The sequence below is a fragment of the Agromyces sp. GL_144 genome (assembly GCF_057834305.1).
The window spans coordinates 1,554,326-1,580,463 of the sequence record NZ_CM174399.1; the positions used below are offsets into that span (position 1 = coordinate 1,554,326).

General features: G+C 71.0%; 26 protein-coding genes and 1 tRNA gene. 18 read left to right on the forward strand and 9 right to left on the reverse strand.

Annotation, left to right across the window (positions count from 1 at the left end; all coding sequences use genetic code 11):
* Nucleotides 1-71 precede the first annotated feature (71 nt).
* The 4 genes from AC3IPY_RS06950 to AC3IPY_RS06965 all read left to right on the forward strand — a co-directional run bounded on the left by AC3IPY_RS06950 (nucleotide 72) and on the right by AC3IPY_RS06965 (nucleotide 3,510).
* Entirely contained in the window at nucleotides 72-1,691 is a 1,620-nt protein-coding gene (locus tag AC3IPY_RS06950) for an ABC transporter substrate-binding protein (RefSeq protein WP_489187617.1), read from the forward strand.
* A gap of 249 nt (nucleotides 1,692-1,940) precedes the next feature.
* A complete protein-coding gene (gene msuE / locus AC3IPY_RS06955) occupies nucleotides 1,941-2,534 on the forward strand; it encodes an FMN reductase (protein ID WP_489187618.1) in 594 nt (197 codons plus the stop codon).
* 80 nt (nucleotides 2,535-2,614) lie between these two features.
* A tRNA-Leu gene (locus AC3IPY_RS06960) sits at nucleotides 2,615-2,688 on the forward strand.
* A 27-nt stretch (nucleotides 2,689-2,715) separates the two neighbouring features.
* Nucleotides 2,716-3,510: a hypothetical protein gene (locus tag AC3IPY_RS06965; RefSeq protein WP_489187620.1), complete on the forward strand. Its 795-nt coding sequence runs from the start codon at nucleotides 2,716-2,718 to the stop codon at nucleotides 3,508-3,510.
* 9 nt (nucleotides 3,511-3,519) lie between these two features.
* Here AC3IPY_RS06965 and AC3IPY_RS06970 read toward each other — a convergent pair whose 3' ends face one another.
* Complete coding sequence (locus tag AC3IPY_RS06970) at nucleotides 3,520-4,446, reverse strand: Ppx/GppA phosphatase family protein (protein WP_489187622.1); 927 nt, start codon at nucleotides 4,444-4,446, stop codon at nucleotides 3,520-3,522.
* Nucleotides 4,447-4,625: 179 nt separating this feature from the next.
* Here AC3IPY_RS06970 and AC3IPY_RS06975 point away from each other — a divergent pair, with 179 nt between their 5' ends.
* From AC3IPY_RS06975 to AC3IPY_RS06990, 4 genes are read left to right on the forward strand one after another with little or no spacing between them, the layout of a single operon-like run.
* Nucleotides 4,626-5,222, forward strand: coding sequence for a TetR/AcrR family transcriptional regulator (locus AC3IPY_RS06975; RefSeq protein WP_489187623.1), 597 nt, complete (start codon nucleotides 4,626-4,628; stop codon nucleotides 5,220-5,222).
* Nucleotides 5,219-6,481: an MFS transporter gene (locus tag AC3IPY_RS06980; RefSeq protein WP_489187625.1), complete on the forward strand. Its 1,263-nt coding sequence runs from the start codon at nucleotides 5,219-5,221 to the stop codon at nucleotides 6,479-6,481. Before AC3IPY_RS06975 ends, AC3IPY_RS06980 begins: the two co-directional genes overlap by 4 nt.
* On the forward strand, nucleotides 6,481-7,749 hold the full coding sequence (locus AC3IPY_RS06985; protein ID WP_489187627.1) for an amino acid deaminase/aldolase: 1,269 nt from the start codon (nucleotides 6,481-6,483) through the stop codon (nucleotides 7,747-7,749). The genes AC3IPY_RS06980 and AC3IPY_RS06985 overlap by 1 nt, the downstream gene beginning before the upstream one ends.
* On the forward strand, nucleotides 7,746-9,059 hold the full coding sequence (locus AC3IPY_RS06990) for a D-arabinono-1,4-lactone oxidase (protein ID WP_489187629.1): 1,314 nt from the start codon (nucleotides 7,746-7,748) through the stop codon (nucleotides 9,057-9,059). Before AC3IPY_RS06985 ends, AC3IPY_RS06990 begins: the two co-directional genes overlap by 4 nt.
* A 34-nt stretch (nucleotides 9,060-9,093) precedes the next feature.
* On the opposite strand, the gene AC3IPY_RS06995 is transcribed toward AC3IPY_RS06990, so the two are convergent.
* From AC3IPY_RS06995 to AC3IPY_RS07005, 3 genes are read right to left on the reverse strand one after another with little or no spacing between them, the layout of a single operon-like run.
* On the reverse strand, nucleotides 9,094-9,828 hold the full coding sequence (locus AC3IPY_RS06995; protein ID WP_489187630.1) for an ABC transporter permease: 735 nt from the start codon (nucleotides 9,826-9,828) through the stop codon (nucleotides 9,094-9,096).
* Entirely contained in the window at nucleotides 9,825-10,652 is an 828-nt protein-coding gene (locus AC3IPY_RS07000; protein ID WP_489188266.1) for an ABC transporter ATP-binding protein, read from the reverse strand. The genes AC3IPY_RS06995 and AC3IPY_RS07000 overlap by 4 nt, the downstream gene beginning before the upstream one ends.
* Nucleotides 10,653-10,687: 35 nt before the next feature.
* Nucleotides 10,688-11,329 carry a TetR/AcrR family transcriptional regulator gene (locus AC3IPY_RS07005; RefSeq protein WP_489187632.1) on the reverse strand — a complete coding sequence of 214 codons (642 nt, stop codon included), beginning with the start codon at nucleotides 11,327-11,329 and terminating at the stop codon, nucleotides 10,688-10,690.
* 133 nt (nucleotides 11,330-11,462) lie between these two features.
* Between AC3IPY_RS07005 and AC3IPY_RS07010 the strand changes: the two genes are divergently transcribed.
* A complete protein-coding gene (locus AC3IPY_RS07010) occupies nucleotides 11,463-12,029 on the forward strand; it encodes a LemA family protein (RefSeq protein ID WP_489187633.1) in 567 nt (188 codons plus the stop codon).
* 79 nt (nucleotides 12,030-12,108) lie between these two features.
* The gene (locus tag AC3IPY_RS07015; RefSeq protein WP_489187634.1) at nucleotides 12,109-12,984 is read left to right on the forward strand and encodes a M48 family metalloprotease; all 876 of its coding nucleotides are present in this window, start codon (nucleotides 12,109-12,111) and stop codon (nucleotides 12,982-12,984) included.
* Between the two features lie 20 nt (nucleotides 12,985-13,004).
* Here AC3IPY_RS07015 and AC3IPY_RS07020 read toward each other — a convergent pair whose 3' ends face one another.
* The gene (locus AC3IPY_RS07020; RefSeq protein WP_489187636.1) at nucleotides 13,005-14,213 is read right to left on the reverse strand and encodes a winged helix-turn-helix domain-containing protein; all 1,209 of its coding nucleotides are present in this window, start codon (nucleotides 14,211-14,213) and stop codon (nucleotides 13,005-13,007) included.
* A gap of 75 nt (nucleotides 14,214-14,288) precedes the next feature.
* On the opposite strand from AC3IPY_RS07020, the gene AC3IPY_RS07025 reads away from it, so the two are divergent.
* Together AC3IPY_RS07025 and ilvA are read left to right on the forward strand one after the other, a co-directional pair.
* A complete protein-coding gene (locus tag AC3IPY_RS07025) occupies nucleotides 14,289-15,521 on the forward strand; it encodes an AI-2E family transporter (RefSeq protein ID WP_489187638.1) in 1,233 nt (410 codons plus the stop codon).
* A gap of 4 nt (nucleotides 15,522-15,525) precedes the next feature.
* Nucleotides 15,526-16,764, forward strand: a complete 1,239-nt coding sequence (gene ilvA, locus AC3IPY_RS07030) for a threonine ammonia-lyase (protein ID WP_489187639.1) — start codon at nucleotides 15,526-15,528, stop codon at nucleotides 16,762-16,764.
* An 84-nt stretch (nucleotides 16,765-16,848) separates the two neighbouring features.
* Here the strand turns inward: ilvA and greA are convergent, their stop codons facing one another.
* A complete protein-coding gene (greA, locus tag AC3IPY_RS07035) occupies nucleotides 16,849-17,340 on the reverse strand; it encodes a transcription elongation factor GreA (protein WP_489187641.1) in 492 nt (163 codons plus the stop codon).
* Between the two features lie 85 nt (nucleotides 17,341-17,425).
* On the reverse strand, nucleotides 17,426-17,854 hold the full coding sequence (locus AC3IPY_RS07040; RefSeq protein ID WP_489187643.1) for a DUF4307 domain-containing protein: 429 nt from the start codon (nucleotides 17,852-17,854) through the stop codon (nucleotides 17,426-17,428).
* A gap of 130 nt (nucleotides 17,855-17,984) precedes the next feature.
* Between AC3IPY_RS07040 and AC3IPY_RS07045 the strand changes: the two genes are divergently transcribed.
* The gene (locus AC3IPY_RS07045; protein ID WP_489187645.1) at nucleotides 17,985-18,371 is read left to right on the forward strand and encodes a hypothetical protein; all 387 of its coding nucleotides are present in this window, start codon (nucleotides 17,985-17,987) and stop codon (nucleotides 18,369-18,371) included.
* Nucleotides 18,372-18,441: 70 nt separating this feature from the next.
* On the opposite strand, the gene trhA is transcribed toward AC3IPY_RS07045, so the two are convergent.
* Nucleotides 18,442-19,248, reverse strand: a complete 807-nt coding sequence (gene trhA, locus AC3IPY_RS07050; RefSeq protein WP_489187647.1) for a PAQR family membrane homeostasis protein TrhA — start codon at nucleotides 19,246-19,248, stop codon at nucleotides 18,442-18,444.
* 73 nt (nucleotides 19,249-19,321) lie between these two features.
* On the opposite strand from trhA, the gene AC3IPY_RS07055 reads away from it, so the two are divergent.
* The 5 genes from AC3IPY_RS07055 (at nucleotide 19,322) to AC3IPY_RS07075 (ending at nucleotide 24,555) form a co-directional block, all read left to right on the forward strand.
* A complete protein-coding gene (locus AC3IPY_RS07055) occupies nucleotides 19,322-20,107 on the forward strand; it encodes an isoprenyl transferase (protein WP_489187649.1) in 786 nt (261 codons plus the stop codon).
* Nucleotides 20,108-20,180: 73 nt separating this feature from the next.
* Complete coding sequence (locus AC3IPY_RS07060) at nucleotides 20,181-21,302, forward strand: aminotransferase class V-fold PLP-dependent enzyme (RefSeq protein ID WP_489187650.1); 1,122 nt, start codon at nucleotides 20,181-20,183, stop codon at nucleotides 21,300-21,302.
* A gap of 286 nt (nucleotides 21,303-21,588) precedes the next feature.
* A complete protein-coding gene (gene phoH2 / locus AC3IPY_RS07065; RefSeq protein WP_489187651.1) occupies nucleotides 21,589-22,968 on the forward strand; it encodes an RNA 5'-3' helicase PhoH2 in 1,380 nt (459 codons plus the stop codon).
* A 193-nt stretch (nucleotides 22,969-23,161) separates the two neighbouring features.
* Nucleotides 23,162-23,485: a PadR family transcriptional regulator gene (locus tag AC3IPY_RS07070; RefSeq protein WP_489187652.1), complete on the forward strand. Its 324-nt coding sequence runs from the start codon at nucleotides 23,162-23,164 to the stop codon at nucleotides 23,483-23,485.
* Nucleotides 23,482-24,555 carry a hypothetical protein gene (locus AC3IPY_RS07075; protein WP_489187653.1) on the forward strand — a complete coding sequence of 358 codons (1,074 nt, stop codon included), beginning with the start codon at nucleotides 23,482-23,484 and terminating at the stop codon, nucleotides 24,553-24,555. The genes AC3IPY_RS07070 and AC3IPY_RS07075 overlap by 4 nt, the downstream gene beginning before the upstream one ends.
* 104 nt (nucleotides 24,556-24,659) lie before the next feature.
* Here AC3IPY_RS07075 and AC3IPY_RS07080 read toward each other — a convergent pair whose 3' ends face one another.
* A complete protein-coding gene (locus AC3IPY_RS07080) occupies nucleotides 24,660-26,033 on the reverse strand; it encodes a class II fumarate hydratase (protein ID WP_489188268.1) in 1,374 nt (457 codons plus the stop codon).
* Between the last annotated feature and the right edge of the window lie 105 nt (nucleotides 26,034-26,138).

A 26,138-nucleotide genomic window follows, 5' to 3' on the forward strand; every position in this document is an offset into this window, starting at 1 on the left:
CGATCCCGGCGGCCCATCCCGGCCGATCCGACCGACCACCCCACCACCCTTCCACCAAGGACGGAGCACCCATGTCCAGCATCCACCGCAGCACCGCACTGGTCGCCCTGATCGCCGCCTCGAGCCTCGCGCTCGCCGGCTGCGCGGGCACGACCGGCAGCCCAGAGGCATCCACGAGCGAGGTCGTCGACGGCGGCGACCTCGTCTTCGCGATCGGCAACGACCCGATCTCGTTGAACCCGTCCGGCAACGGCTCGGGCAACGACACGCTCTACGTCACCCGCCAGCTCGTCGACTCGCTGCTCTACCAGGACCCGTCGAGCGGCCGGCTCGAACCCTGGCTCGCGACCGAGTGGTCGAGCAATGCGGATGCCACGGCGTTCACGTTCGAGCTGCGCGACGACGTCACCTTCTCGGACGGCACCGAGCTCACCGCCGCCGACGTCAAGGCCACGTTCGACGACATCGTCGCGGCGGGAGCCGAGAGCTCGGCGATCACCGCGTTCGTCGGATACGACGAGACCGTGGCCGTCGACGAGGACACGGTCGAGGTGCACTTCAGCGCACCCAACGCGGCCTTCCCGAGCTCGGTCGCGAGCGTCGGGCTCGGCATCGTGGGCGCGGCCACCGTGAAGACCCCGTACGCCGAACGGGCCGACGGCTCCGCGATCGTCGGCACCGGGCCGTTCACGCTCGCCGAGTACACGAAGGACGTGCAGACCGTGCTCGAACGCCGAGGCGACTACGCGTGGGCGCCGGAGCCGCTCGGCAACGACGGCGCCGCGCACCTGGACACCGTGACCTTCCAGGTCGTGCCCGAGGCGGGCGTCCGGACGGGCAGCCTCGCTTCCGGGCAGGTGGACGTCATCGGCGGCGTGCAGCCCATCGACGTCGAGACGATCGACGCGAGCGGGCTGCAGATCGTGTCCAGAGCCAACCCCGGTGCGACCTTCGGCGTGTACTTCAACGAGTCGCGTCCGATCGTCTCCGACCTCGTCGTGCGCGAGGCCATCGCGCACGCCGTCGACGCCGAGGAGGTGCGCGACACGGCCCTGAACGACCTCTTCGCCGTCGCGACCGGCCCGCTCGCGGCGACCACGCCCGGGTACACGGACGGAACCGAGGTCGCAGGGTTCGACCCCGAGGCATCCGCGACCCTGCTCGACGGGGCAGGGTGGAAGGTCGGCGCCGACGGCATCCGCGAGAAGGGCGGCGTGCCGCTGTCGCTGCAGCTCGCGTGGATCACGAACTTCGGTCCGAACCAGACCTCGCTCGAACTCATCCAGCAGCAGCTGAAGGCGGTCGGCATCGAGGTCGAGCTGGTCGGCGGGTCGGTGCCGGAGTTCCTGAAGCTGCAGGAGACCGGGGACTTCGACCTGTCGTGGCAGAACCTCTCGAGGGCCGACGGCGACGTGCTGCGCGTGACGTACTCGAAGACGGCCACCGACCGACTGCACCTCGACGACCCCGAGCTCGAGGCCCTGCTGCAGGAGCAGCTCGCCCTGCCCGACCCCGACGCCCGCGACGAGGTGCTGGCCGAGGCGCAGGAACGCATCGTCTCGCAGTTCCACCAGGTGCCGGTGCACGAGCTCACCTCCATCCTCGGAGCGGCCACCGACGTGCACGGCGTCACCTTCGGCGCGGACTCCCGCCTGGACTCGCTCGTGGCCGCGTGGAAGGCCGCGGGGTAGCCGCCGACCGGCTGGAGCGCCGCACCGCACTCGCGGCGAACGCCCGGCTCCGCGGAGGAATCCGTCGGGGCCGGGCGCTCGGCGCGCCCGCAGGTCGAGCGTCGGGTCGCACGTCACGCTGCGACATCCGCGCCTCGGGTCGTCGCCCCGCGTGACCTCGGGCGACGCACTGTGAAGCCCTGTTGCGCCCGCTTACCGCTCGCGTCGGCGCGGGTTTCCGACTCGATCGATCGGGATTAGCGTCGGCGCATGCCTACCATCACCATCGTCGCCGTTTCCGGAAGCCTGCACGCACCGTCGAAGACCACGGTCCTCGCCCGCGAGATCCTGAACGGGTTCGCGGCCGCGCTCCAACCCGGGGTCGGCAGCGAGGTCGAGGTCGAGACGCACCTCATCGAGCTCTCCGAGATCGGCCCCGAGTTCGCCGGGGTCCTGAGCCGCGACGCGCTGACGCCGGCCGCCGAGGAGGCGCTGCGGCGCATCGAGTCCGCGACCTTGCTCATCGTCGCGAGCCCCGTGTACCGGGCCTCGTTCACCGGGCTCTTCAAGCACGTGTTCGACTTCGTCGGGCAGTACGCGCTCATCGACAAGCCCGTGCTGCTCGCCGCGACCGGCGGCAGCGACCGCCACTCGCTCATCCTCGAGCACCAGTTCCGCCCCCTGTTCTCGTTCTTCCAGGCGCTGACCCTGCCGATCGGCGTCTACGCGAGCGACACCGACTTCCTCGACTACCGGGTGGACTCGCCCGAACTGCGCTCGCGCATCGACCAGGCGATCTCGCGCGGCGTGCCGGTGGTCCGGAGCTCGGTGCTGCAGGTCTCGGAGTACGTCGGCACCTGGTGACGGATGCCGCGAAGTAGGGTTGACGCGCGGCGTCGTCCTCCTGACCGGTCATGCCCTTCGTCTCCAGGCGGATGCCGCGCGCTCCCGTAGCCCAATCGGCAGAGGCAGGCGACTTAAACTCGCTCGAGTCTGGGTTCGAATCCCAGCGGGAGCACCGCGCGCCCCGGCAGTAGCATCGGGTATGGGCATCGATGCCGTCGTGACGATCATCGCGCTCGTGCTGAGCGGCGCGAGCGTCATCATCACCGGGCTGTTCTCCATCCGCACGGCCCGGCTCAGGTCCGAGCTCGATGCCGAACGCGAGCAACGGCTCGAGACGCAGTCCGCCATCAAGGCCGCCGAGCGCGTGTACGAACCGCTCGCCATGGCGTCCGCCGAACTGCAGTCGCGCATCTTCAACATCGTCGAGACCGGCTGGGTGCCGCTCGTGCAGCGCTACAAGAGCCACGGCGACTACGCGGTGACCAGCACGGCGTACCTCTTCGCGAACTACTTCGGCTGGATCGAGGCGAGGCGCCAGGCGGTGCTCTCCTCGAGCGGCGAGGGCGGGCGGGACATCGCGGTGCAACGGCTGATCGATCTCGTGCTGCAGACGCTGCGACGCAGCGAGCACAGCGAGGGATTCCTGTTCTTCACGACCGAGCAGCGCGCGATCGGCGAGCTCATGCTGAGCTGGGAGCCCTCGGCCGACCCGGGCGTGCGCATCCCGCACGTCATGGGATACGCCTCGTTCGCCACGCGGTTCCGCGACGACCGCGACTTCCGGAGCTGGTTCACCCCGGTCGACAGCGGCATGGAGCTCGTCGCCGCCGGCGATCACCGCCGCCTGATCGAGATCCAGCGCGCGCTCGTCGCGCTCATCGACGCCCTCGACCCGAACCGCAGGTACACCGTCGGGTACGACCTGGCGCCCATCGAGCCCGAGCCGATCGAGCCGGGTTCGGGTGAGCCTGGACCGGGCGGCGCCCCGGGCTGAGCCCGAGCCTCAGGTCAGCCGGTCGAGCCGACGCAGGATGAGGCCCTCCCGCAGCGCCCAGGGCGAGACCTCGAGCTCGGGCACCCCGAACGCCTTCATCGCCTCGGAGAGCACGACGGCGCCCGCGACGATCTGGAAGGTGCGGTCGGCCGTGATGCCGGGAAGCGCCGGGCGGGCGTCGGCGGGGATCCGTGCGAGCCGCGGGATCCAGTCGTCGAGGGCCTTGCGGCGCAGGATGCTGCGTTCACCAGAGCCGACGCCCTCCTCGGTCCACCCGGCGAGGCGTGCGAGCGAGCGGATGGTCTTGGACGACCCGACGACGTGGTCGGCGGAGGGCAGGTGGGAGAACTCGCCGACCGCACCGCTCAGCACCTCGGCGGCATGCTCGCGCAGGCGCTGCACGTCTTCGGCGGCGGGCGGGTCGTCGGGCAGGAACGCGATGGTCGAGCGGCCGGCGCCGAGGGGGAGCGAGCGCGCCACGTCGGGGTACTCGTCGATGCCGTTCGCGATCTCGAGCGAGCCGCCGCCGATGTCGAAGAGCAGGATGCGGTCGGCCGACCAGCCGTACCAGCGGCGCACCGCGAGGAACGTGAGGCGGGCCTCGTCGTCGCCCGAGAGCACCTGGAGCTCGACGCCGGTCTCGTCGGCGACGCGGGCGAGCACGGCCTCGCCGTTGGCGGCCTCCCTGATGGCGGAGGTCGCGAAGGCGAGCAGCTCGTCGATGCCGGCCTCGCGCGCCGCCGCGGCGGCACCGGACACGGCCGCGAGGATGGCCTCCACCCCGTCGGCGCCGATGGAGCCGTCGGGCTCGAGGTAGCGCATGAGGCGCAGCACGGACTTGTGCGAGGTCGCCGGGATCGGGCGGGCGCCGGGGTGGGCGTCGACCACGACCAGGTGCACGGTGTTGGATCCGACGTCGAGGACTCCGAGGCGCATGCTGCGAGCGTAACGTGCCCCGAACCGGTGCGGATGCGACCCGAAGCAGGTCGGGGTGTGCCGGACGGCCCGCTCTGGTGCATACTGTTGCAACTGGGTCACCCGTCCCAGTTCCTCCCGCCGCCGTTCGTCCGAGACGTCGGCCCAGGAGGTCGGCAGTGTCGTCGAGAGGAGTCGCCGTGACCCGCATCCCCGCCCCAGAGCGCCGCGCAGCGCTCATCGAGGCCGCCCTGCGCGTCATCTCCCGCAACGGCATCGCCCAGGCCACCACGCGCGCGATCGTCGCCGAGGCCGGCATGAGCCTCGCGAGCTTCCACTACGCGTTCGACTCCCGCGACGAGCTCATCGACGAGCTCATCTCGGCCGTCATCGAGCACGCCCGCCACGCGGTCATGCCAGAGGTGCTCGTCGACGGCACGCTCGTCGAGATGCTCGAGGCCGGCATCGTCCGGTACTTCGAGCACCTCAAGGCCGACCCCGAGCACGAGCAGGCGATGCTCGAGCTCACCCAGTACGCACTGCGCTCGCCCGATCGGCACCCGCTCGCGAGGGCCCAGTACGCGAGGTACGTCGAACTCGCCGAGCAGTCGCTCGCGGTCGCCGCCGAGCGCACCGGAACGAGGTGGACGGTCCCCATCGCCCGCGTCGCCCGCGTGCTCGTGGCGTTCACCGACGGACTCACCCTCACCTGGCTCGTCGATCGCGACGACGACGCCTCGCTGGCGGTCGCGAACGCGGCCGCCGTCGCCCTCTCGAGAATGGCCGAACCCCGATGACGAGCCTCCACCAGAGCACGCCGGCCGCGCTCGCCGAACCGGTCAGGCGGGTCTCCGCCGGCTGGATCGGCTCGTTCGCGACCGTCTGGTTCGCGATCTGGATGGCGCAGCTCACGCCGATCCAGCTGCTGCTGCCCGCCCAGATCGATGCCGTGCTGCATCCAGAGCACTGGGTCGACAGCGTGCTCGCGTTCGGTCTCATCTCGGGCGTCGCGGCCGTCGCCACGGTCATCGCCTACCCGCTCACGGGTGCGGCCAGCGACCGCACGGCCTCGCGGTTCGGGCGTCGCCGCCCGTGGATCCTGATCGGCGCGCTGGTGTTCGCCGGCTCGCTCGTGATCCTCGGCCTGCAGACTGAGATCTGGGCCATCGGGGCCGCGTGGGTCGCGGCATCCGTGGGCTTCTGCATCATGACGGCGGCCCTGACCGCGACGATCTCCGACCAGGTCCCGGTCGGGCAGCGCGGCTTCGTCTCGGGGTGGATGTCGGCGCCGCAGGCGGTCGGCATCATCGTCGGCCTCGTGCTCGTGACCGAGCTCGTGACCGACCGGGCGCTCGGCTACGTCCTGCTCGCGGTCGCGCTCGTCGTGCTCGCGGTGCCGTTCCTCCTCCGGTTCGACCAGCCGCTCGCGGCCGCCGAGCGCACGCGCGTCACCGCGAAGGGCGTCATCGCGAGCCTCTGGATCAGCCCTCGCGAGCACCCCGACTTCGGGTGGACGCTGCTCAGCCGCGTGCTCGTCTCGGTCGGCAACGCGCTCGGCACGAGCCTGCTGCTGTACTTCCTCATGTTCGGCCTCGGCGACGAGAACGCCGAGGACGACCTGATCATCCTCACGCTCGTCTACATGGTCTTCGTCATCACCGCCTCGCTCGTGGGCGGCCGGCTGTCCGACCGGCTCGGTCGTCGCAAGGCCTTCGTGTTCGTGGCATCCGCCCTGCAGGCCGTCGCGGCGCTCATGCTCGCCCTCGTACCCGACCTCACCGTCGCGATCGTCGCCGCGGGCATCCTCGGACTCGGCTACGGCTGCTTCCTCTCGGTCGACCAGGCCCTCGCCACCCAGGTGCTGCCGGATGCCGCGTCGCGCGGCAAGGACCTCGGCATCATGAACATCGCCACGGCCGTGCCGCAGGCGATCGGACCGCTCATCGGCGCGGCCGCGGTGGTCATGACCGGGTCGTTCGTCCTGGTCTTCGTCTTGAGCGCCGTGTGTGCGTTCCTGGGTGCGATCGCGGTCTCGCGAGTTCGGAGTGTGCGCTGATGATCGACCTCACCATGGCAGAGTCCCTGTCGATGCCCGAGCGGGGCGCGAGCAGAGTGGATGCCTCGCCCTGGACGACCCCGTCGAGGTACTGGCCCGAACTGACCGAGGCCACCGCGCACCTCGATGCGCCGGTCGGCGCGCTGCACCTCGGCGCACTGCGGCACAATGCCGCCGACATGCTGCGGCGGGCGAACGGACGACCGATCCGGGTGGCGTCCAAGTCGATCCGCGTGCGCGGCGTCATCGAGGCGCTCCTGCGCATGCCCGGCTACCACGGGGTGCTCGCCTACACGCTCGCCGAGGCGATCTGGCTGGCCGACACGGTCGACGACCTCGTGGTGGGCTACCCGACCGCCGAGCGCGGAAGCATCCGCCGTCTCGCGACCGATCCGAAGCTCGCCGCGCGCATCACGCTCATGGTCGACTCGATCGCCCAGCTCGACCTCATCGACGCCGTCATCGCGCCGGGCGAGCGCGAGCCGATCCGCGTCGCGCTCGAGCTCGACGCCTCGTGGAACGCCCCGGTGCTCGGTCACCTCGGCGTGCGCCGCTCGCCCGTGTACGAGCCCGCCGACGCCGGCGCGCTCGCCGCGTACATCGTCAAGCGCCCCGGGTTCCGCCTCGTCGGCATGATGGGGTACGAGGCGCAGATCGCCGGCGTCACGAACCGGCCGGCGGGCAAGCCCGTCGATGGTGCCGTGAACCGCTGGATGCAGTCGCGTTCGATGCCCGAGCTCGTCGAGCGTCGCACGCGGGCCGTCGCGGCCGTGCGCGAGCACGCCGACCTCGAGTTCGTGAACGGCGGCGGCACGGGCTCGCTCGAGGCGACGTCGGCCGACGGCTCGGTCACCGAGATCGCCGCGGGCTCCGGCCTCTTCGGCGGGCACCTGTTCGACGGCTACGAGCACTTCTCGCCCGCACCGGCCGCGGCGTTCGCCATGGACGTCGTGCGGCGGCCGAGCCCGCGCCATGCCACGATCCTCGGCGGCGGCTGGATCGCGTCGGGGCCGCCCGCGCCCGACCGGCTGCCGCGCATCGTCTGGCCCGAGGGCCTCTCGATGCTGCCGCGCGAGGCCGCGGGCGAGGTGCAGACCCCCGTCGGCGGAGCTGCGGCCGCGCGTCTGCGCGTCGGCGACCGCGTCTGGTTCCGGCACACGAAGTCGGGCGAGCTCTCCGAGCACCTGAACGGTTTCCAGCTCGTCGACGACGGCCGCATCGTCGAGGAGCTTCCGACGTACCGCGGTGAGGGAAAGGTGTTCCTGTGACGGCGAGCGGGGCGACGTGGCGCAACTGGGGCCGCACCGAGCAGGTGCGGCCGCTCCGTGTCGAGCGCCCCTCGTCGGCGGGTGCGGTGCAGCGGGCCGTGGCCTCGGCCGCGGCATCCGGGCTCCGCATCAAGCCGGTCGGCGCGGGACACAGCTTCACCGGCATCGCGGTCGCCCCCGGCGTGCAGCTGGACCTCACCGACCTCACGGGCGTCATCGACGCGGATGTCGCGACCGGCCGCGTCACGCTCGCCGCCGGCACCCGGCTGCACGCCCTGCCCGAACTGCTCGCGCCCTACGGCCTCGCGCTCGCGAACATGGGCGACATCGACCGCCAGTCCATCGCCGGGGCCACCTCGACGGGCACGCACGGCACCGGCCTCGGGTTCGGCGGCCTCGCCACGCAGATCGTCGCCGCGAAGCTCGTGACCGGCACGGGCGAGCTGCTCGAGGTGAGCGAGACGAGCCGCCCCGAGCTGCTGCCGGCCGTGCGCCTCGGACTCGGCGCCCTCGGCGTGCTCGTCGAGGTCACGCTCCAGCTCGTGCCGCGGTTCGTGATGCAGGCCGTCGAGCGCGTCGAACCGGTCGAGGCGGTGCTCCAGCAGTGGATGGCGCGCGTCGCCGAGTCCGACCACTTCGAGTACTACTGGTTCCCGCATACCGACACCGCGCTGACGAAGACGAACACGCGACTCGCGGCGGACGCCCCGAGGCATCCGCTCGGCCGCGTCTCGCGCTGGATCGACGACGAACTGCTCGCGAACGGCGCCTACCGCGCCATCTGCGCGCTCGGCAGGGCCGCACCGAAGGCCACGCCGTTCTTCGCGCGCCAGGTCGACCGCCTCACGGGCGACCGGGAGTTCACCGACTTCTCGCCGAAGGTGTTCGTGACCAACCGCACGGTGCGCTTCCGCGAGATGGAGTACGCGATCCCGCTCGAGCAGGTGCCGACCGCCTTCCGCGAGGTGCGCGACCTCATCGAGCGCAAGCGGTGGAGCATCAGCTTCCCGATCGAGGTCCGCGCCGCGGCATCCGATGAGAACTGGCTCTCGACCGCACATGGCCGCGACACGGGCTACCTCGCCGTGCACCGCTACTTCCGCGAGGATCCGACGGAGTACTTCGCCGCGGTCGAGCAGATCATGCGCGCCCACGGCGGTCGCCCGCACTGGGGCAAGATGCACACGCAGACGGATGCCTCGCTTCGTGAGGTGTATCCGCGCTTCGACGACTTCCTCGCGGTGCGCGACGAGCTGGACCCCGAGCGGCGCTTCCAGAACCCGTACCTGGAGCGCGTGCTCGGGGCGTGACGGCCGGTCGCGGCCGTTCGCTCGTCGGCCGGATTCAGGGTGTGCGGCGCCGCAGGGTGATCGCGCCGAGCACGATCGAGCCGATGATCCACGCGACGATGACGAGCAGCTTCGCCACGATCCACCCGGTGCTCTCGGAGTCGGCGGCCACGGCCTGCAGCGCGTCGATCGCGAAGCTGAGCGGGAGCCATTCGCTGATGGCCTCGAGCACGTCGGGCAGCTGCTCGCGTGGGATGAAGATGCCGCAGAGCAGGATCTGCGGCAGCACGAGCAGCGGCATGAACTGCACGACCTGGAACTCGGTGTGCGCGAAGGCGCTCGCGAGCAGGCCGAGCGCGGTGCCGAGCAGGGCGTCGGCGACGGCCACCGCGAAGAGCAGCCAGATCGAGCCGGTGATGTCGAGCCCGCAGACCCAGATCGCGAACGAGACGGCGATCGCGGTCTGCGCGATCGCGAGCAGCCCGAACGCGAGCGCGTAGCCGAGCAGGAAGTCGCCCTTGCCCATGGGCATCGAGAGCAGCCGCTCGAGCGTGCCGCTGCGGCGTTCGCGGAGCGTCGCGATGCTCGTCACGAGGAACATGACGATGAACGGGAACAGCGCGATCATGGCCGGGCCGATGTCGTCGAAGACCTCGGTGTCGCTGAAGATCCACGCGACGAGGCCGATGAGCAGGCTGGGCACGATGAGCAGCAGGGCGATCGTGCGCGGATCGTGGCGGATCTGCGAGAGCACGCGCCCTGCCGTTGCGAAGGTGCGGCCGAGGTTCATCGGGTCGCGTCCGATCCGGGCGCGGCGTCGGCATCGGGCTCGGCGTCGGCGCCGGGCTCGGCCGGCCCGATCGCGGACGCCCTCGAGCGCAGGTCGGGTGCGCCGCGCTCGATGAGCCGGAGGAAGGCCGTCTCGACGTCGTCGGTGCCGGTGAACGCGAGCAGGCCCTCGACCGTGTCGTCGGCGAGCAGCTCGCCGTCGCGCATGAGCAGCAGGCGGTCGCAGCGCTTGGCCTCGTCCATGACGTGGCTCGACACGAGCAGGGTCGCGCCCTCGTCGGCGAGGCTGCGGAAGAGCTGCCACAGCTCGACGCGGAGCACCGGATCGAGACCGACCGTCGGCTCGTCGAGCACGAGCACCTCTGGGGAGCCGAGCAGGGCCGCCGCGAGCGACACGCGCCCGCGCTGCCCGCCCGAGAGCGAACCGGCCAGCCGATCGGCGACCGCGGTGAGGTCGGTGCGCTCGATCACCCGGTCGACGTCGGAGGCCGGCGCCCCGAGCACGCGCCGGAAGTAGCGGATGTTCTGGCGCACGGTGAGGTCGTCGTAGACGCTCGCCTGCTGGGTCACGTAGGCGACGCGCCTGCGGAGCGGAGCCGTTCCGGCGGCCAGGCCCAGCACCTCGATGGACCCGGACTGCACGACCTGCACGCCCACGATCGACCGCATGAGCGTGGTCTTGCCGCTGCCGCTCGGGCCCAGGAGGCCGACGATCGCGCCCCTCGGCACCGCGAGCGAGAGGCCGTCGAGCACCTGCGTCGACCCGCGACGCACGTGCAGGTCGTGGACGATGACGGCGGCGCCGGCGGCATCCGGTTTATTCATCATGTGGTGAATTCTTCGCCTCGGACGCCGCGAAGTCAAGTGTCGTCCCGGGCGGCGCGGTCGGTGCCGTGCGCGCCATCGGGCGAGTCGTCGAGGTGGCGCTGCACCGAGGGCGCGATCGCGGCGACCACCTGCTCGACGTCGGCGGAGGCGAGCGGCTCGAACGCGAGCACGTAGCGCACCATGAGCAGCCCCGCGACCTGGCTCAGGGCGAGCTCGGCCCGAAGCTCGCGCTGCTCGCCCTCGAGGCGACCGGCGATGCGCAGCACGATCTCGCGGTGGATGAACTCGCGGAGCGTGCGGGCGACCGGGCCGCGCCCCATCGCCGTGCGTAACGCCGCCGTCGCGGCGGTGCGCACGGGCGTCGTGTCCCACGCCGTGACCACCGCGCGCACGATCTGCTCCCCGAGCTCGTCGGAGGGGGCGTCGATGACCGCACTCAGCACGCGGTCGGGACGCAGCGGCACCCGCACGGATTCGGCGACCATCTCGGCCTTGCCGTCGAAGTAGTGGTGCACCAGAGAGGGGTCCACCCCGGCGCGCCGCGCGATCGCGCGGATCGAGGCGGCCTCGTAGCCGACCTCGGCGAACTCGGCCGTCGCGGCCTCGAGGATGCGTGCCTTCGTCTCGCCCGACCGGGCGCCCGCCGGGCGCCCGGGGCGCCTGCCCTCTGCCATGAGCGAGAGCCTACGCCGGGAGTCCGCCGGTCGGATGCTCCGAGTCTCATGGGAACCCCGGGGGAGCTCTCAGCCGATCGATAGGATGTCAGGGCACCCACAGTTCACGCAAGAGCGCTAGGAGTCCGCCGCCATGGAATGGCTCATCCCCGTCATCATCGTCGTCGCGCTCGTGCTGATCGTCGGCATCTACCTGTGGGCCACGTACAACTCCCTCGTCACGCTGAACGTGCGCGTCGACGAGGCCTGGAGCGACATCACGGTGCAGCTCAAGCGCCGTGCCGATCTCATCCCGAACCTCATCGACACGGTCAAGGGCTACGCCGCCCACGAGAAGTCGGTCTTCGAGTCGGTCACCCGCGCGCGCGCCGAGACGCTGCAGGCCCAAGGGCCGGCCGACGCCTCCGCAGCCGAGAACCACATGCAGCAGGCGCTCAAGTCGATCTTCGCCGTGGCCGAGGCGTACCCGCAGCTGCAGGCGAGCCAGAACTTCCTTCAGCTGCAGTCCGAGCTCGTCGACACCGAAGACAAGATCCAGGCCTCGCGCCGGTTCTACAACGGCGGCGTGCGCGAGCTCAACACCAAGATCAAGGTCTTCCCGAACACGCTGTTCGTGCGCAGCCTGGGCTTCCACGAGCGGGACTTCTTCGAGGTCACCGAGCCGGCCGCCATCGCGGAGCCGCCTCGCGTGCAGTTTTGATGGGTGCTGTCAGGCACCGATCGAGGTCGAGTAGCACCGCGCGTAGCGGGGCGCGTATCGAGACCCCCAGGGGCAGCTGATGTACCGAGCGATCGCCAAGAACAAGCGCAACACCTTCTTCATCATCCTGTTCTTCCTCGCCATCGTCGGTGGCCTGGGCTGGCTCGCGGCCGTGATCTATCAAGACCTCACGATCGTCGTCGTGACCGTGGTCATCGCCACCGCGTACGCGGCGTTCCAGTACTTCACCGCCGATCGGCAGGCGCTCGCGATGTCGGGTGCGGTCGAGCTGCGCAGCAAGGCCGATCATCCGCGGCTGTGGCGCACGGTCGAGAACCTCTCGATCGCCACCGGCACGCCGATGCCGAAGGTCTACGTCGTGTCCGATCCGGCGCCGAACGCGTTCGCCACCGGGCGCGACCCCGAGCACGCGGTCGTCGCCGCGACCACCGGCCTGCTCGAGATCATGGACGACGCCGAACTCGAGGGCGTCATGGCCCACGAGCTCGGGCACGTGCGCAACTACGACATCCGCCTGTCGATGATCGTGTTCGGCCTCGTCGTCGCGGTGGGCTTCATCTCCGACATGTTCGTGCGCATGGCGTTCTTCGGGCGCAACAACAACAACGGCAACCCGGTCATGATGGTCGTCGGCCTCGTCGCGATGCTCATCGCCCCGCTCGTCGCCAGCCTCGTGCAGCTCGCGGTCTCGCGGCAGCGCGAGTACCTCGCCGACGCAACGGGCGCCATGACCACGCGGCATCCCGACGCCCTCGCGAGCGCATTGGTGAAGCTCGAGCAGTACGGCCGCCCGATGCGGCGGCAGAACTCCTCGATGGCCCACCTCTGGATCGCCGATCCCCTGAAGCCCGGCGTCATCGACCGGCTCTTCGCGACCCACCCGCCGATCGCCGAGCGCGTCAAGCGGCTCGAGCAGATGGGCGGCTCGTTCTAGGAACCCAGCGCCGGTGGCGGTCAGGCCGTGGCGAGCTCTGATCGCAGGGCATGCGCGAGGTCGCCGCGGTCGGCGACCACGATGTCGTCGAGGCCCTGCCACGCGGCGGCGCTGCGCAGCACGGGTGCGAGGCGCGCGGCCGTCTCGGCGGGTGCCGTCGTCTCGGTCCAGGCGGACTGCACCCTGAGCACGCGGGCCTTGCGGTCGCTCTTGAGGTCGACCCGGCCCACGACGTCGTCGTCGAGCAGCACCGGCAGCGAGTAGTAGCCGAACACGCGCTGCGGCTCGGGCGTGTAGATCTCGATGCGGTAGTGGAAGTCGAACATGCGCTCGGCCCGCGGCCGGAACCACACGACGGGATCGAACGGCGACAGGAGGGCCGTCGCCTCGATGCGCCGCGGCCGCCGTGCGTCGCGGTGCAGCCACGTCGGTGCCGGGCGCGCGCCGTTGCGCCACCCCGGCACCTCGACGGGGATCAGCACCCCGGAGTCTTCGAGATCGCGGATCGCGCCCTGCACCTGCGCGCGCTTCATGCGCCAGTAGTCGGCGAGGTCGGCCTCGGTCGCGATGCCCAGAGCGGATGCCGCGCGCTCGACGAGCACCCGCACCGAATCGGCCTCGTCGGGCGCCGTGCCGAGCAGCTCGGGTTCGAGCGCCTGCTCTGGCAGCGCGTACACGCGCTCGAAGCGTCGCCGTTCGATGCAGACGACCTCGCCCACGCGGAACATCCACTCCAGCGTTCGCTTCACGGCCGACCAGCCCCACCACGGCCCACGGCGCACGTTGGCGTCGTGCTCGATCTCGCTGGCCCGCATCGGGCCGTTCGCCGCCAGCTCGGACCGCAGCCAGTCGGCGAGCTCGCGATTCTCGCCGAGCCATCCGCCCCAGGCCTCGCCCTTCGCCAGGTACTCGCGGCGACGGAACTCGAACAACGGCCACATCTCGCGCGGCACGAAGGCGGCCTCGTGCGCCCAGTACTCGAGCGTGCGCCCGCGACGGCCGGTGGTGACCCGGTCGAGGAGCCCCCGGTCGTACTCGCCGAGCCGGCTGAACACCGGAAGATAGTGGCTGCGCTCGAAGACGTTGACCGAGTCGATCTGCAGGAGGCCGAGTCGATCGAGCACGGCGCCGACCTGGCGGGTGCCTGGTGCCGTGGGCGCGGGGCGACCGAACCCCTGTGCGGCGAGGGCGATGCGACGGGCGAGCTGCGGGCTGATGGAATCGACCATGGTGCCAGAACACTACCGGCGGCCACCGACAGAACGCATGCCGCCCGGCGCATGCCCCGCGCCTAGACTGGAGCGATGGGCCAGGGTCGGGGCAGGTTCGTCGGCAGGAGACGCGCGATCGAACGCGCGCCGGAGCAGCGGCCCTCGGCCGAACCGGCCGCACAACCGCCGGTCGACGACGTGCGTGCCGCGATCCCGTACGGCATGCGCCTCGCGGCCGCCTGGTCCTGGCGCCTGCTGCTCGTCGGCGGCGTCGTCGCCGTGCTCGTCTTCCTCGTCATCCAGCTGCGCTACATCGTCATCCCGATGCTCGTCGCCGTGCTCATCTCCGCGCTGCTCGTGCCGTTCTCGAGCCTCCTGCGGCGGCACGGCTGGCCCAAGTGGCTCGCGATCACGGTCGCGATGCTGAGTGCGCTCGCGGTCGTCGGGGGCCTGCTCACGCTCGGCATCTGGCAGATCGTCCGCGGGTTCGACGAGCTCGCCGCCCAGTCCGTCGTGGCCTGGAACGAGTTCCGCGCCTGGCTCACCGACGGACCGCTCCACTACAGCGAGGCGCAGCTCAACGGGTTCGCCGACCAGATCGTGTCGGCGGCACAGGCCGACAGCGGAATCCTCGTCAGTGGGGCGCTCTCGGTCGGGTCGACGCTCGGGCACTTCTTCGCCGGAACGCTGCTCGCGCTCTTCGCGACCCTGTTCATCCTCATCGACGGGCGCGGCATCTGGGGCTGGGTCGTGCGGGTCTTCCCACGCAAGGCGCGCGCCGCGGTCGACGGCGCGGGCATCGCCGGGTGGACCACGCTGCAGAACTTCGTGAAGGTGCAGATCCTCGTCGCCACGATCGACGCGATCGGCATCGGCCTCGGCGCGTTCTTCCTGCAGGTCCCGCTCGCCGTGCCGATCGCCATCCTGGTGTTCCTCGGCTCCTTCATCCCCATCGTGGGCGCGGTCGTCACCGGCGCGCTCGCGGTCTTCGTGGCGCTCGTCTACAACGGCTTCTGGCCCGCCGTCATCATGCTCGCGGTCGTGCTGCTCGTGCAGCAGATCGAGGGCCACGTGCTGCAGCCGCTCATCATGGGCACCGCGGTCAAGGTGCATCCGCTCGGGGTCGTGCTGGCCGTCGCCGCGGGCTCCTTCCTCGCCGGCATCCCGGGCGCGCTCTTCGCCGTGCCGATCGCGGCCGTGCTGAACGTCATGGTCAACTTCGTCGCCGGTGGCAGTTGGAAGCAGTCCGCCGGCCCACCGGTCGTGCCCACGTCGCCGCTCTGGCGCACCGTGCCGCAACGCCCCGGCTACCAACGAGGAGAATGAACGCGTGATCAGCACCATCCCCGGGCCCGCCCTCGCGGACTTCGAACGCGCCCGCGAGACGGTCCAGGCCGTTGCGCGCCACACGCCCATGGAGTCCTCGCGGTTCCTCGCGAACGCCGTGGGCGCCCCCGTGCACCTCAAATGCGAGAACCTCCAGCGCACCGGGTCCTACAAGCTCCGGGGCGCCTACAACCGGCTCTCCGCGTTGAGCGCCGAGGAGCGCGAGCGCGGCGTCGTCGCGGCATCCGCCGGCAATCACGCCCAGGGCGTGGCGTTCGCCGCGCGCGAGCTCGGCATCCGCGCGACCATCTTCATGCCCGTCGGCGTCGCGCTGCCCAAGCTCGACGCCACACGGGCCTACGGCGCCGACGTCGTGCTGCACGGCGACTCGATCGGCGAGACGCTCGAGGCCGCGCAGGCGTTCTCGAACGAGACCGGTGCCGTCGTCATCCCGCCGTTCGACCACGCCGACGTCATCGCCGGACAGGGCACGCTCGGCCTCGAGATCCTCGACGACGTTCCGGATGCCGCGACCATCGTCGTGCCCATCGGCGGCGGCGGTCTCGCGGCCGGCGTCGCGAGCGCGATCAAGCAGCGCGCGGCGCTCGAGGGGCGCACGGTGCGGGTCATCGGGGTGCAGGCCGCCAACGCCTCGCCGTACGTGCCCTCGCTCGCCGCCGGGCACCCCGTGCAGGTGCCGGTCGTGCCGACGATCGCCGACGGCATCGCGGTCTACCGCCCGGGCGACCTGACGTTCGAGGTCATCCGCGCGGCCGTCGACGAGGTGATCACGGTCAGCGACGACGACATCGCGCGGGCGCTGCTCGTGCTGCTCGAACGCGCCAAGCTCGTCGTCGAGCCCGCCGGCGCCGTCTCCGTCGCGGCGCTGCTGAGCGGGGAGATCCACTCCGACGGCCCGATCGTCGCGCTGCTCTCGGGGGGCAACATCGACCCGCTGCTCATGCAGCGCGTCATCGCGCACGGTCTCGCGGCATCCGATCGGTACCTCACGCTCGAGATCGGCCTGCCCGACCGCCCCGGCCAGCTCGCGCGCATCGCCGAACTGCTCGCCGAGGCCAACGCGAACGTCATCGAGGTGCTGCACACGCGGCACGGATCCGGGCTGCAGATCTCGGAGGTCGCGCTGCGGCTCTCGGTCGAGACGCGCGGGCCGGCGCACCGCGCCCTCGTGGTCGACGTGCTGCGCCGCGCCGGGTACGAACCGCGGCTCATCTCGGAGTAGCGCGAGCCTCGAAGTAGCTCAGGTCATGCAGAAACGGCCCGGCAGTTGCCGGGCCGTTTCGCGTTGGTGCGCAGAGCTGGGGGCCTATTGGCCGCCCCAGGTCTCGACGCCGGTGACCTCGACCGCGATCTCGCGGCCGTTGGGGGCGGTGTAGCTCGTCTTGTCGCCGACCTTCAGGCCGAGGATCGCGGCGCCGAGCGGGCTCTGCGTGCTCCAGACATCGAGCTCGGAGTCGCCCGCGATCTCGCGACTGCCGATGAGGAAGGTCTCTTCGTCGCCGGCGATGACCGCGGTGATGACCGTGCCGGCCTCGACGACGCCCGTCGACTCGGGCGCGTCGCCGACCTCGGCGTTGCGCAGCAGTTCCTTCAGCTGACGGATGCGGGCCTCGATCTTGCCCTGCTCGTCTTTGGCGGCGTGGTAGCCGCCGTTCTCCTTCAGATCGCCCTCTTCACGCGCGGACTCGATGCGCTTGGCGATCTCTTCACGACCGGTGGTCGAGAGCTGCTCGAGCTCGCCGGCCAGACGGTCGTACGCGTCCTGCGTGAGCCAGGTGACGGTGGCGTCCTGCGCCATGGTGCCCTCCTGCGGGTGACGCGCTCCGGAGACCGCGTCCATATAGACGTGACGCCCCGACGACTGTCGAGGCGAATGACCCATGTTAGGTGAGCCAGCAGCTCGAAATCAAACCCGTCGCGGCATCGCGCGCGGTGCGCACGGTCTCGGTGAGGCTGCGCAGGTTGAGCTCGGACGCGGGGATCTCGACGACCGTCCAGCCGACGACCGTGAAGTCGTCGTCGAGCGCCTTGATCGCGCAGGCCGTGGTCTCGCCGGCGGGAACCGAGAGGGTCCAGGTGACCTCGACGTTGCGTGCGTCGTTGTGCACGACGTGCTCGGTGTCGGTGGCCTGCACGCTCGCCTGCTGCCCGTCGAGGCCCGCCCAGACGACCCAGGAGATGAGCACGGCGGCGAACGCGACGCCCGCGATGATGAGCATGGCGAGTTCGCGCGTGCGGCGTTTGCGCGTGCGGCCGTACCGTGCCGCGAGCCGCTCGGGCTCGGCCGGCTGGGCTGCTGCGGGGGAGGGCACTCGGATTCCTCGAGGGTCGGATCGTCTAGGATTGCAACCCAAGCCTAACCCGCGCCGCGACGCCGAAATCGCGGTGGAAGAGAGTCCCGATGCGCTCCGTGTCCGTCAGTTCCATCCAGAGGTCGAGCCTGTGCCCGTCGACCTTGGGCCGGTCGTCGACCTCGGGCCGGTCGAGCCGGTGAGCGCTGCGACCGCCCTGCTCGCGATCACGTCGGTCGTGCGTGCAGAAGACAAGGAATTCGACCCCAACACCGTCACGCCGGGCGTCTGGGGCTTCGTCATCACGTTCGGCATCATGGTCGCCGTGACCCTGCTCGTCATCGACATGACGCGCCGCATCCGTCGCACGAACTACCGTGCCGAGGTGCGCGAGGAGCTCGCGCGCGAGATCGCCGAGAACGAGCTCGCCGAGGCCGAGCGCGCCGCCGCCGACCTGTCGGGCGCCGACGTGTCGGGCGATGGCACCGCGGATGCCTCGGGCGCGGATTCAGACGACGGCGAGAACCCCGGGCGCTGAACGCCGACGCGGCTCGACGCCCGCGGGCGGTTCACGCCGTGCACGCGGCATCCGCTCGGGTGCTGCGCCCTCAGCCGAGGTGGTAGGCCGGTGCCATCGCGATGATGAGCGTCGCCGTCCAGTGGCACATGAACGCGAGCACCGTGCAGGTGTGGAAGATCTCGTGGAAGCCGAACCGGCCCGGCCACGGGTTGGGCCTCTTCAACGCGTAGGCGACCGCGCCGACGGAGTAGAGCAGGCCGCCGACGACGATGAGCACCATCATCGCGACGCTCACGGCGAGCAGGTCGCCGAGGTACATGACCGCGGCCCAGCCGAGCAGCAGGTAGAGCGGCACGTAGAGCCAGCGCGGGGCCGTGATCCAGAACACGCGGAAGCCGATGCCGACGAGGGCGCCGGCCCACACGATCGAGAGCAGCAGCCAACCCTTCTCGGGGGGAAGGGCGAGGATCGCGAGCGGCGTGTAGGTGCCGGCGATGAGCAGGAAGATGTTCGCGTGGTCGATGCGCTTCAGGACCAGCTTCGTCTTCGGCTTCCAGTCGAAGCGGTGGTAGAGCGCGGAGTTGCCGAACAGCAGCATCGAGGTGAGCGTGAAGACCGCCGACGCCCATTTCGCGGGAGCGCCCTCGGCGAGCACGATGAGCACGATGCCGGCGATGATCGTGAACGGGAACGTGCCGGCGTGGATCCAGCCGCGCCAGGTCGGCTTGATCTCTTCTGCGGGATGCGAGATCGCGTCGTCGAGCAGCGGGATGTTCGGCAGGTCGGGTCCGTGATCGGCACGCGAGATCGAGGCGTCGGCCGTGTCTTCAGGCGCGACGGGCTCGCTCAGCTGGTGCGCGAGATCGTCGGATTCGCGGCGGCGCTCAGGGCTCATGGTCACAGCGTAGAGCCAGCCGGGTCACGGGCGGCTGTGAGTGTGCGGGCCCTCGGCGCGGTAGTGTAGCGGCGTGCAATCCAGCGATCAGCCCCTCGGTCGCGGCATCCTCTACCGCCTGTATCAGCGTCGGCTGCGACGCGGACTCGAGCCGGCCGCGCTGCCACGGCATGTCGCGATGATCATCGACGGCAACCGTCGTTGGGCCAAGCAGCTCGGGTACGACACGGCGGCCCACGGCCACCGCGCGGGCGCGGCGAAGATGCGCGAGTTCCTCGAGTGGTGCGACGACCTCGGCATCGAGGTCGTGACGCTCTACCTGCTCTCGAGCGACAACCTCGGCAATCGGGCGCCCGACGAGCTCTCGGCGCTCATCGAGATCATCGCCGAGCTCGCCGAGGAGCTCTCGCACTACCGCGATTGGCGCGTGCAGCACGTGGGGTCCGATGCAGGCCTGCCCGAACCGCTCGTCGCCGCGCTCGACGCGGCCGAGCACCGCACGGCCGACAAGCGCGGCATGCACGTGAACCTCGCCGTCGGGTACGGCGGCCGAAAAGAGATCACCGACGCCATGCGCTCGATCGTCGCCGCGCATCACGCCGAGGGCGGCAGCCTCGACGATCTCGCCGAACGCCTCACGCCCGACCTCATCGGCGAGCACCTCTACACCGGGGGGCAGCCCGACCCCGACCTCGTGATCCGCACCTCCGGCGAGCAGCGCCTCAGCGACTTCATGCTCTGGCAGGCGGCGCACAGCGAGTTCTACTTCGTCGAGGCGCTCGGCCCCGATCTGCGGCAGGTCGACTTCCTGCGGGCGATCCGCGACTACTCCCGCCGGCACCGGCGCTTCGGCGGCTGACCAGGCACTGAGACCGGTCACCACCGCGCGACCCGCGCGTCTGCCAAGATAGCGCTCGGAGAAGGAGGAACGAATGGGCATCGACGCATTCGTCGACGGGTTCGGCGAGGAACCCGGATACCTCGACTACGGCCGGTTCGGTCCGCTGTCGAAGGCCGCGGCCGAGGAGGGCAATGCCCTCACGCATGTGCTCGAGCGCGTCCGCCACGGCGGACTGGGCGTCTTCGCCGAGCAGGACGCGCGCGTGCGCGACGCGGCATCCGCCCTGACGGGGTTCCCGGCGGAGCAGATCGTCTTCACGCCGAACACGACGAGCGGCCTCATGCACGCGATGTTCGGCCTCACCGGCAGCGTGCTGCTCTCGCCCGACGAGTTCCCGAGCGTGCCGATCGCCGCGGTGCGCGCGCAGGAGGCGCTGCACACCGTGCAGCCCGTCTGGCTCGAGACCGACCACGGCAAGGTCACGCCGGGCCAGATCCGCGACCAGATCGAGACCGGCGTCGTCGCCGTGGCCGTCAGCCTCGTCGACTCCCGCACCGGGTACCTCTGCGACATCGAGGGCATCCGGCAGGTCATCGGCGACCGGCTCCTCATCGTCGACGCGATCCAGGGGTTCGGTGTCGTCGATGCCCCATGGCAGGCGGCCGACGTGGTCGTCACCGGCGGCCAGAAGTGGTGCCGTTCCGGTTGGGGCACCGGGTTCATGGCGCTCTCCGAGCGCGCGATCGACCGGCTCACGCCCGTGTTCTCCGGGTACTCGGGCACTGAGGAGGAGGAACCCTGGGGCTTCGTGCCGCCGCCGGCGCACGGCGCGAAGGCGTTCCGCATCACGAACCCCGACCCGATCGCCCAGGCCCGCTTCGCCGCCGGCATGGAAGAGCTCGCCGAGGTCGGCGTGCCCGCCGTGAACGCGGCCGTGGCCGAGAACGTCAGCCGCATCGTCGACCTCGCCGACGAGTTCGCGTTCGCCGTCGTCTCATCCCGCAACGAGCACGAGCGGGCCGGCATCGTCGTCATCGAGCCGCCCGAAGAGAGCCAGGTCACCCTGCTCACCGCGTCGCTGCACAACCACGGCGTCACCGCGACCACGCGGCTCGGCCAGGTGCGACTCAGCGCCCACGCGGCCACGGGCGGCGAGACGCTCGAGATGCTGCGGGCGGCGTTCATCTCGTTCGGCACGGTCGCGACGTACTGAGTCGCGACGTACTGAGCCGCGATGCGCCGACCCCGCGACGATCGGCCGCCGGGTCGTGTCATCCGCTCGCTCGTGCCGTGCCGCCGGGTCGTGGCATCCGCTCGAATGTGAACACTGCGTGTCGTCGTCGGCGATGGCGCGTGTCGGTCGACCGGAATCCGCCAGGCGGACGTAGCGTCACTCACATCGGGCAAGGTGCCCGAACGAGTCGGCTCGTGAAGCGCTCGTAGGAGGATTCGCCGGCCGGCGCGAGAGCCGAGTGGAAACGCTCGGGGCAGGAGCGGTCGTGGCCTCAACCGAAACCTCCAAGTCCGTCGCCAACTCCACCGGGCGCAAGCAGCGACCGGATGCCGCGTCGCCGAGCGGTGCCGCGCAGGATGAGCGCACGTACGTGCTCGACACGTCGGTGCTGCTGTCGGATCCGAGGGCGCTGTTCAGATTCGCCGAGCACCAGGTGGTGCTGCCCGTCGTCGTGATCACCGAACTCGAGGCCAAGCGCAACGACCCCGAGATCGGGTACTTCGCCAGGCAATCGCTGCGCATCCTCGACGAGCTGCGCATCGAGCACGAGCGCCTGGACTTCCCGATCCCCGTCGGCGACGGGGGATCGCTGCGGGTCGAGCTGAACCACTCCAACCCCTCGGTGCTGCCGAGCGGGCTGCAGCTCGGCGACAACGACTCGCGCATCCTCGCCTGCGCCGCGAACCTCGCGAACGACGGCGTCGCGGTCACGGTGGTCTCGAAGGACCTGCCGCTGCGCGTGAAGGCCGCCTCGATCGGCCTCGACGCGCAGGAGTACCGCGCCGAGCTGGCACTGGACTCCGGGTGGACCGGCATGAGCGAGATCACCCTCGGGTCGAACGACATGGCCAAGCTGTACGAGCACGAGCACCTGACGATGCCCGAGGCAGCGGGGGTGCCCGTCAACACCGGGCTCGTGATCCACTCCGATCGCGGCTCGGCGCTGGCGCGCGTGGTCGGCGAGCGCGAGGTCAAGCTCGTGCGGGGCGACCGCGACGTGTTCGGCCTGCATGGGCGTTCGGCCGAGCAACGGCTCGCGATCGACCTGCTGCTCGACCCCGAGATCGGCATCCTCTCGCTCGGCGGGCGCGCCGGCACGGGCAAGTCGGCGCTCGCGCTGTGCGCCGGCCTCGAGGCGGTGCTCGAGCGCCAGCAGCACAAGAAGATCATGGTGTTCCGCCCCCTCTACGCCGTCGGCGGCCAGGAGCTCGGCTACCTGCCCGGCGACCAGGGCGAGAAGATGAACCCCTGGGGTCAGGCCGTCTTCGACACGCTCGGGTCGGTCGTCTCCGACAACGTGCTCGAGGAGGTCGTCGATCGCGGCATCCTCGAGGTGCTGCCGCTCACGCACATCCGCGGTCGTTCGCTGCACGACTCGTTCGTGATCGTCGACGAGGCGCAGTCGCTGGAGCGCAACGTGCTGCTCACCGTGCTCTCGCGCGTCGGCCAGAACTCCCGCGTCGTGCTCACCCACGACGTCGCGCAGCGCGACAACCTGCGCGTCGGGCGGCACGACGGCGTGGCATCCGTCATCGAGACGCTCAAGGGGCACCCGCTGTTCGCGCACATCACGCTGACCCGCTCGGAGCGCTCGGCCATCGCGGCGCTCGTGTCGGAGATGCTCGACGGGGCCGAGCTGGCGTAGGCCGCGGCCCGGCGGCCCGGGCGGCCGCGGCCTGGCGGCCCGGAATCAGGCCGAGGTGCCCGGATCAGGACGGATGTCGCGAACCCGTCCTGATCCGGCGCCGTCGTCCTGATCCGGCGACGTCGTCCTGATTCGGTGCGGTCGCCGTGTTGCGGGGCTGGCGTCGCTATCTCGATATAGCTAGAGTACGGGCATGGAACCGCTGAACCGCATGACGGATGCCACGCGCGACGTGCTTCGCGCGCTGCTCGATGCAGACGGCCCGGTCTGGGGCCTCGCCGTGATCCGGGCGGCGCAACGGCCGGCGGGCACCGTGTATCCCGTGCTCGATCGACTCGAGCGGGCAGGCTGGCTCACTTCGGAGTGGGAGCGGGACGACACGCGGAGCGGCCCGAGGCGACGTTACTACTCGCTCTCGGCCGACGGAGCCGCGGCAGCGAGGCAGGCGGTCGCATCGGCGTCGCGTGCGGCGGCGAGTGCGGGCTCGATCACCCGGCCGCGGATCGTCGGCGCATGAGCGCCTCGGAGCGCCTCGTCGATGCCGCGGCGGCGCTGTCCGGCGATTCGACCGGTCGGCGGCGCGAGGAGTGGCGGGCAGACCTCGAAGGCGCCGCGTCACTCGGCATCGGCCGCACGCCCGTCGTGCTCGGTGCCCTTCGGGCGGCCGTGGGCATCCGGCGTGCCGAGGCGCGCCAGATGCCGTCCGCGGCAGCCGGAGGGCGTCGCCTGCGTTGGGCGGCGACGGCGCTCACCGTGGCCGCGCTGCTCGCGACCGGCACGTTCCTGACGACGGGCTCATCCGGCGCCTCGGCCGAGGTCATGCGGGTCTGCCTGCTCGTCGGAACCGTCGCGCTCGTCGTGATCGGCATCGTGCAGAGTGCGAGGGGCGCGAGCGCCACCACCGGTCGAAGGACCTGGATCGGCGTGATCGCCGTGATCGCGGCGCCACTGCTCGTGGTCGTCGTGCTGTTCACCGGCATCGCCGCATTCCTCACGCTCGGCTTCCTGCTCGGATTCATCGTGCTCGCGGTGGCGATGACGGCGCCGGTCTCCGCAGGGCCCGGTGGGCGCAGCACCTCGCCGGGCCTTCCGGCACGCATGGGGCGACGCATCACCGGTGTACTCGGTGCCGCAGCGGTACTTGCGGCGACGGCGGCGGTCGTGCTGCACGTGCTCGTGTGGAATCCGCTCGCGAAGGTGCCAGGGCTCGGGCTGACCGGGATCTACGCCACGATGGCCGAGCGCGGCGAATCACCCGCGTCGGCGATCGGAATGGTCGCATTCTGGGCGTCGGGATGGATCCTGATGGCGTTGGTGCTCCTGCTCGCGGGCCTGGTGGGGCCGCGTGGCATCCTCCGCAGGCTCGACGAACGCCGGATGGCACGCGCGGCGCTCGTCGCGGTCGCGGGCATCGGACTCGGCGCCTGGCTCGCCGGGTTCTCGATGGGCATGTCCATCGCCGACGCATTCGCGACGAGCGGCGGGGACGCCGCCGGCACCGGCGTCGCCCTGTCGATCATGGGCATGCTGGCGGGCATCGTTGCGGCGCTCCGCATCCTGCCGCCGCCGCTCCGGCTCGAGTCGTGAACGGTTTCGGGTGATGCGGCGTGTGCCCGCCCTGCGAACACGCGAACGCCCGCCACGAGAGATCGTGGCGGGCGTTCGAGTGATGTGCGCGCGAGTGGGCGAGCCTACTTCGCCTGCGGCGGACGCGTCATCGAGAGCAGGTCGAGCGCGGTGTCGAGCTGCTGCTCGGTGAGCTCGCCGCGTTCGACGTAGCCGAGCTCGATGACGGCCTCGCGAACCGTCACGCCCTGCTTGACCGAGTGCTTCGCGATCTTGGCGGCGGCCTCGTAGCCGATGAGCTTGTTCAGCGGCGTGACGATCGAGGGCGACATGCCCGCGAGCGCGGTGACGCGGTCGATGTTCGCCTCGAGCCCGTCGACGGCCTTGTCGGCGAGCACGCGCGAGGCGTTCGCCAGCAGGCGGATCGACTCGAGCAGCGCGGTGCCCATGACCGGGATCTGCACGTTGAGCTCGAACGAGCCGGATGCCCCGGCCCACGCGACCGTGGCGTCGTTGCCGATGACGCGGGCGGCGACCATGAGCACCGCCTCGGGGATGACGGGGTTGACCTTGCCGGGCATGATCGACGAGCCGGGCTGCAGGTCGGGGATGAGGATCTCGCCGAGGCCGGTGTTGGGGCCGGAGCCCATCCAGCGCAGGTCGTTGCAGATCTTCGTGAGGCTGACCGCGATGGTGCGCAGCGCGCCCGACGCGTCGACGAGTCCGTCGCGGTTGGCCTGCGCCTCGAAGTGGTCGGCCGCCTCGGTGATCGGCAGCTCGGTGTCGGCCTGGAGCAGCTCGATGACCAGCTGCGGGAAGCCGGCGGGCGTGTTGATGCCGGTGCCCACGGCCGTGCCGCCGAGCGGCACCTCGGCGACGCGGGGGAGCGCGGTGCGCACGCGTTCGATGCCGAGGCGGATCTGGCGGGCGTAGCCGCCGAACTCCTGGCCGAGCGTGACGGGCGTCGCGTCCATGAGGTGCGTGCGGCCGGCCTTGACGACCTCGGACCAGGCCTCGGCCTTCGCCTCGAGCGCGACCGCGAGGTGGTCGAGCGCCGGGATGAGCTCGTCGATGAGCGCGGCCGTGACGGCGATGTGCACCGAGGTCGGGAACACGTCGTTGGAGGACTGCGACGCGTTGACGTGGTCGTTGGGGTGCACGTCGCGGCCGAGCTTCGCCGTGGCGACGGTCGCGAGGACCTCGTTCATGTTCATGTTCGACGACGTGCCCGAACCGGTCTGGTACGTGTCGACCGGGAAGTGCTCGACGAAGCCGTGGCGGCCCGCGATGACCTCGTCGGCGGCCGCGACGATGGCGTCGGCGATGTCGCGATCGAGCACGCCGAGCTGCGCGTTGGCCTGCGCCGCCGCCTTCTTGATGCGCGCGAGCGAGGCGATCTGGGCGGGCTCGAGGCCCTTGCCCGAGATCGGGAAGTTCTCGACGGCGCGCTGCGTCTGTGCGCGGTAGAGGGCGGACGCGGGCACCCGCACCTCGCCCATCGTGTCGTGTTCGATGCGGTAGTCGGCGGTGTTGTCCACCAGGGTGTTTCCTTCCGGTTCGCGTGCCCGTGGGTCTCGTGCAGCGGGCGGGTGATCAGGGGCGGA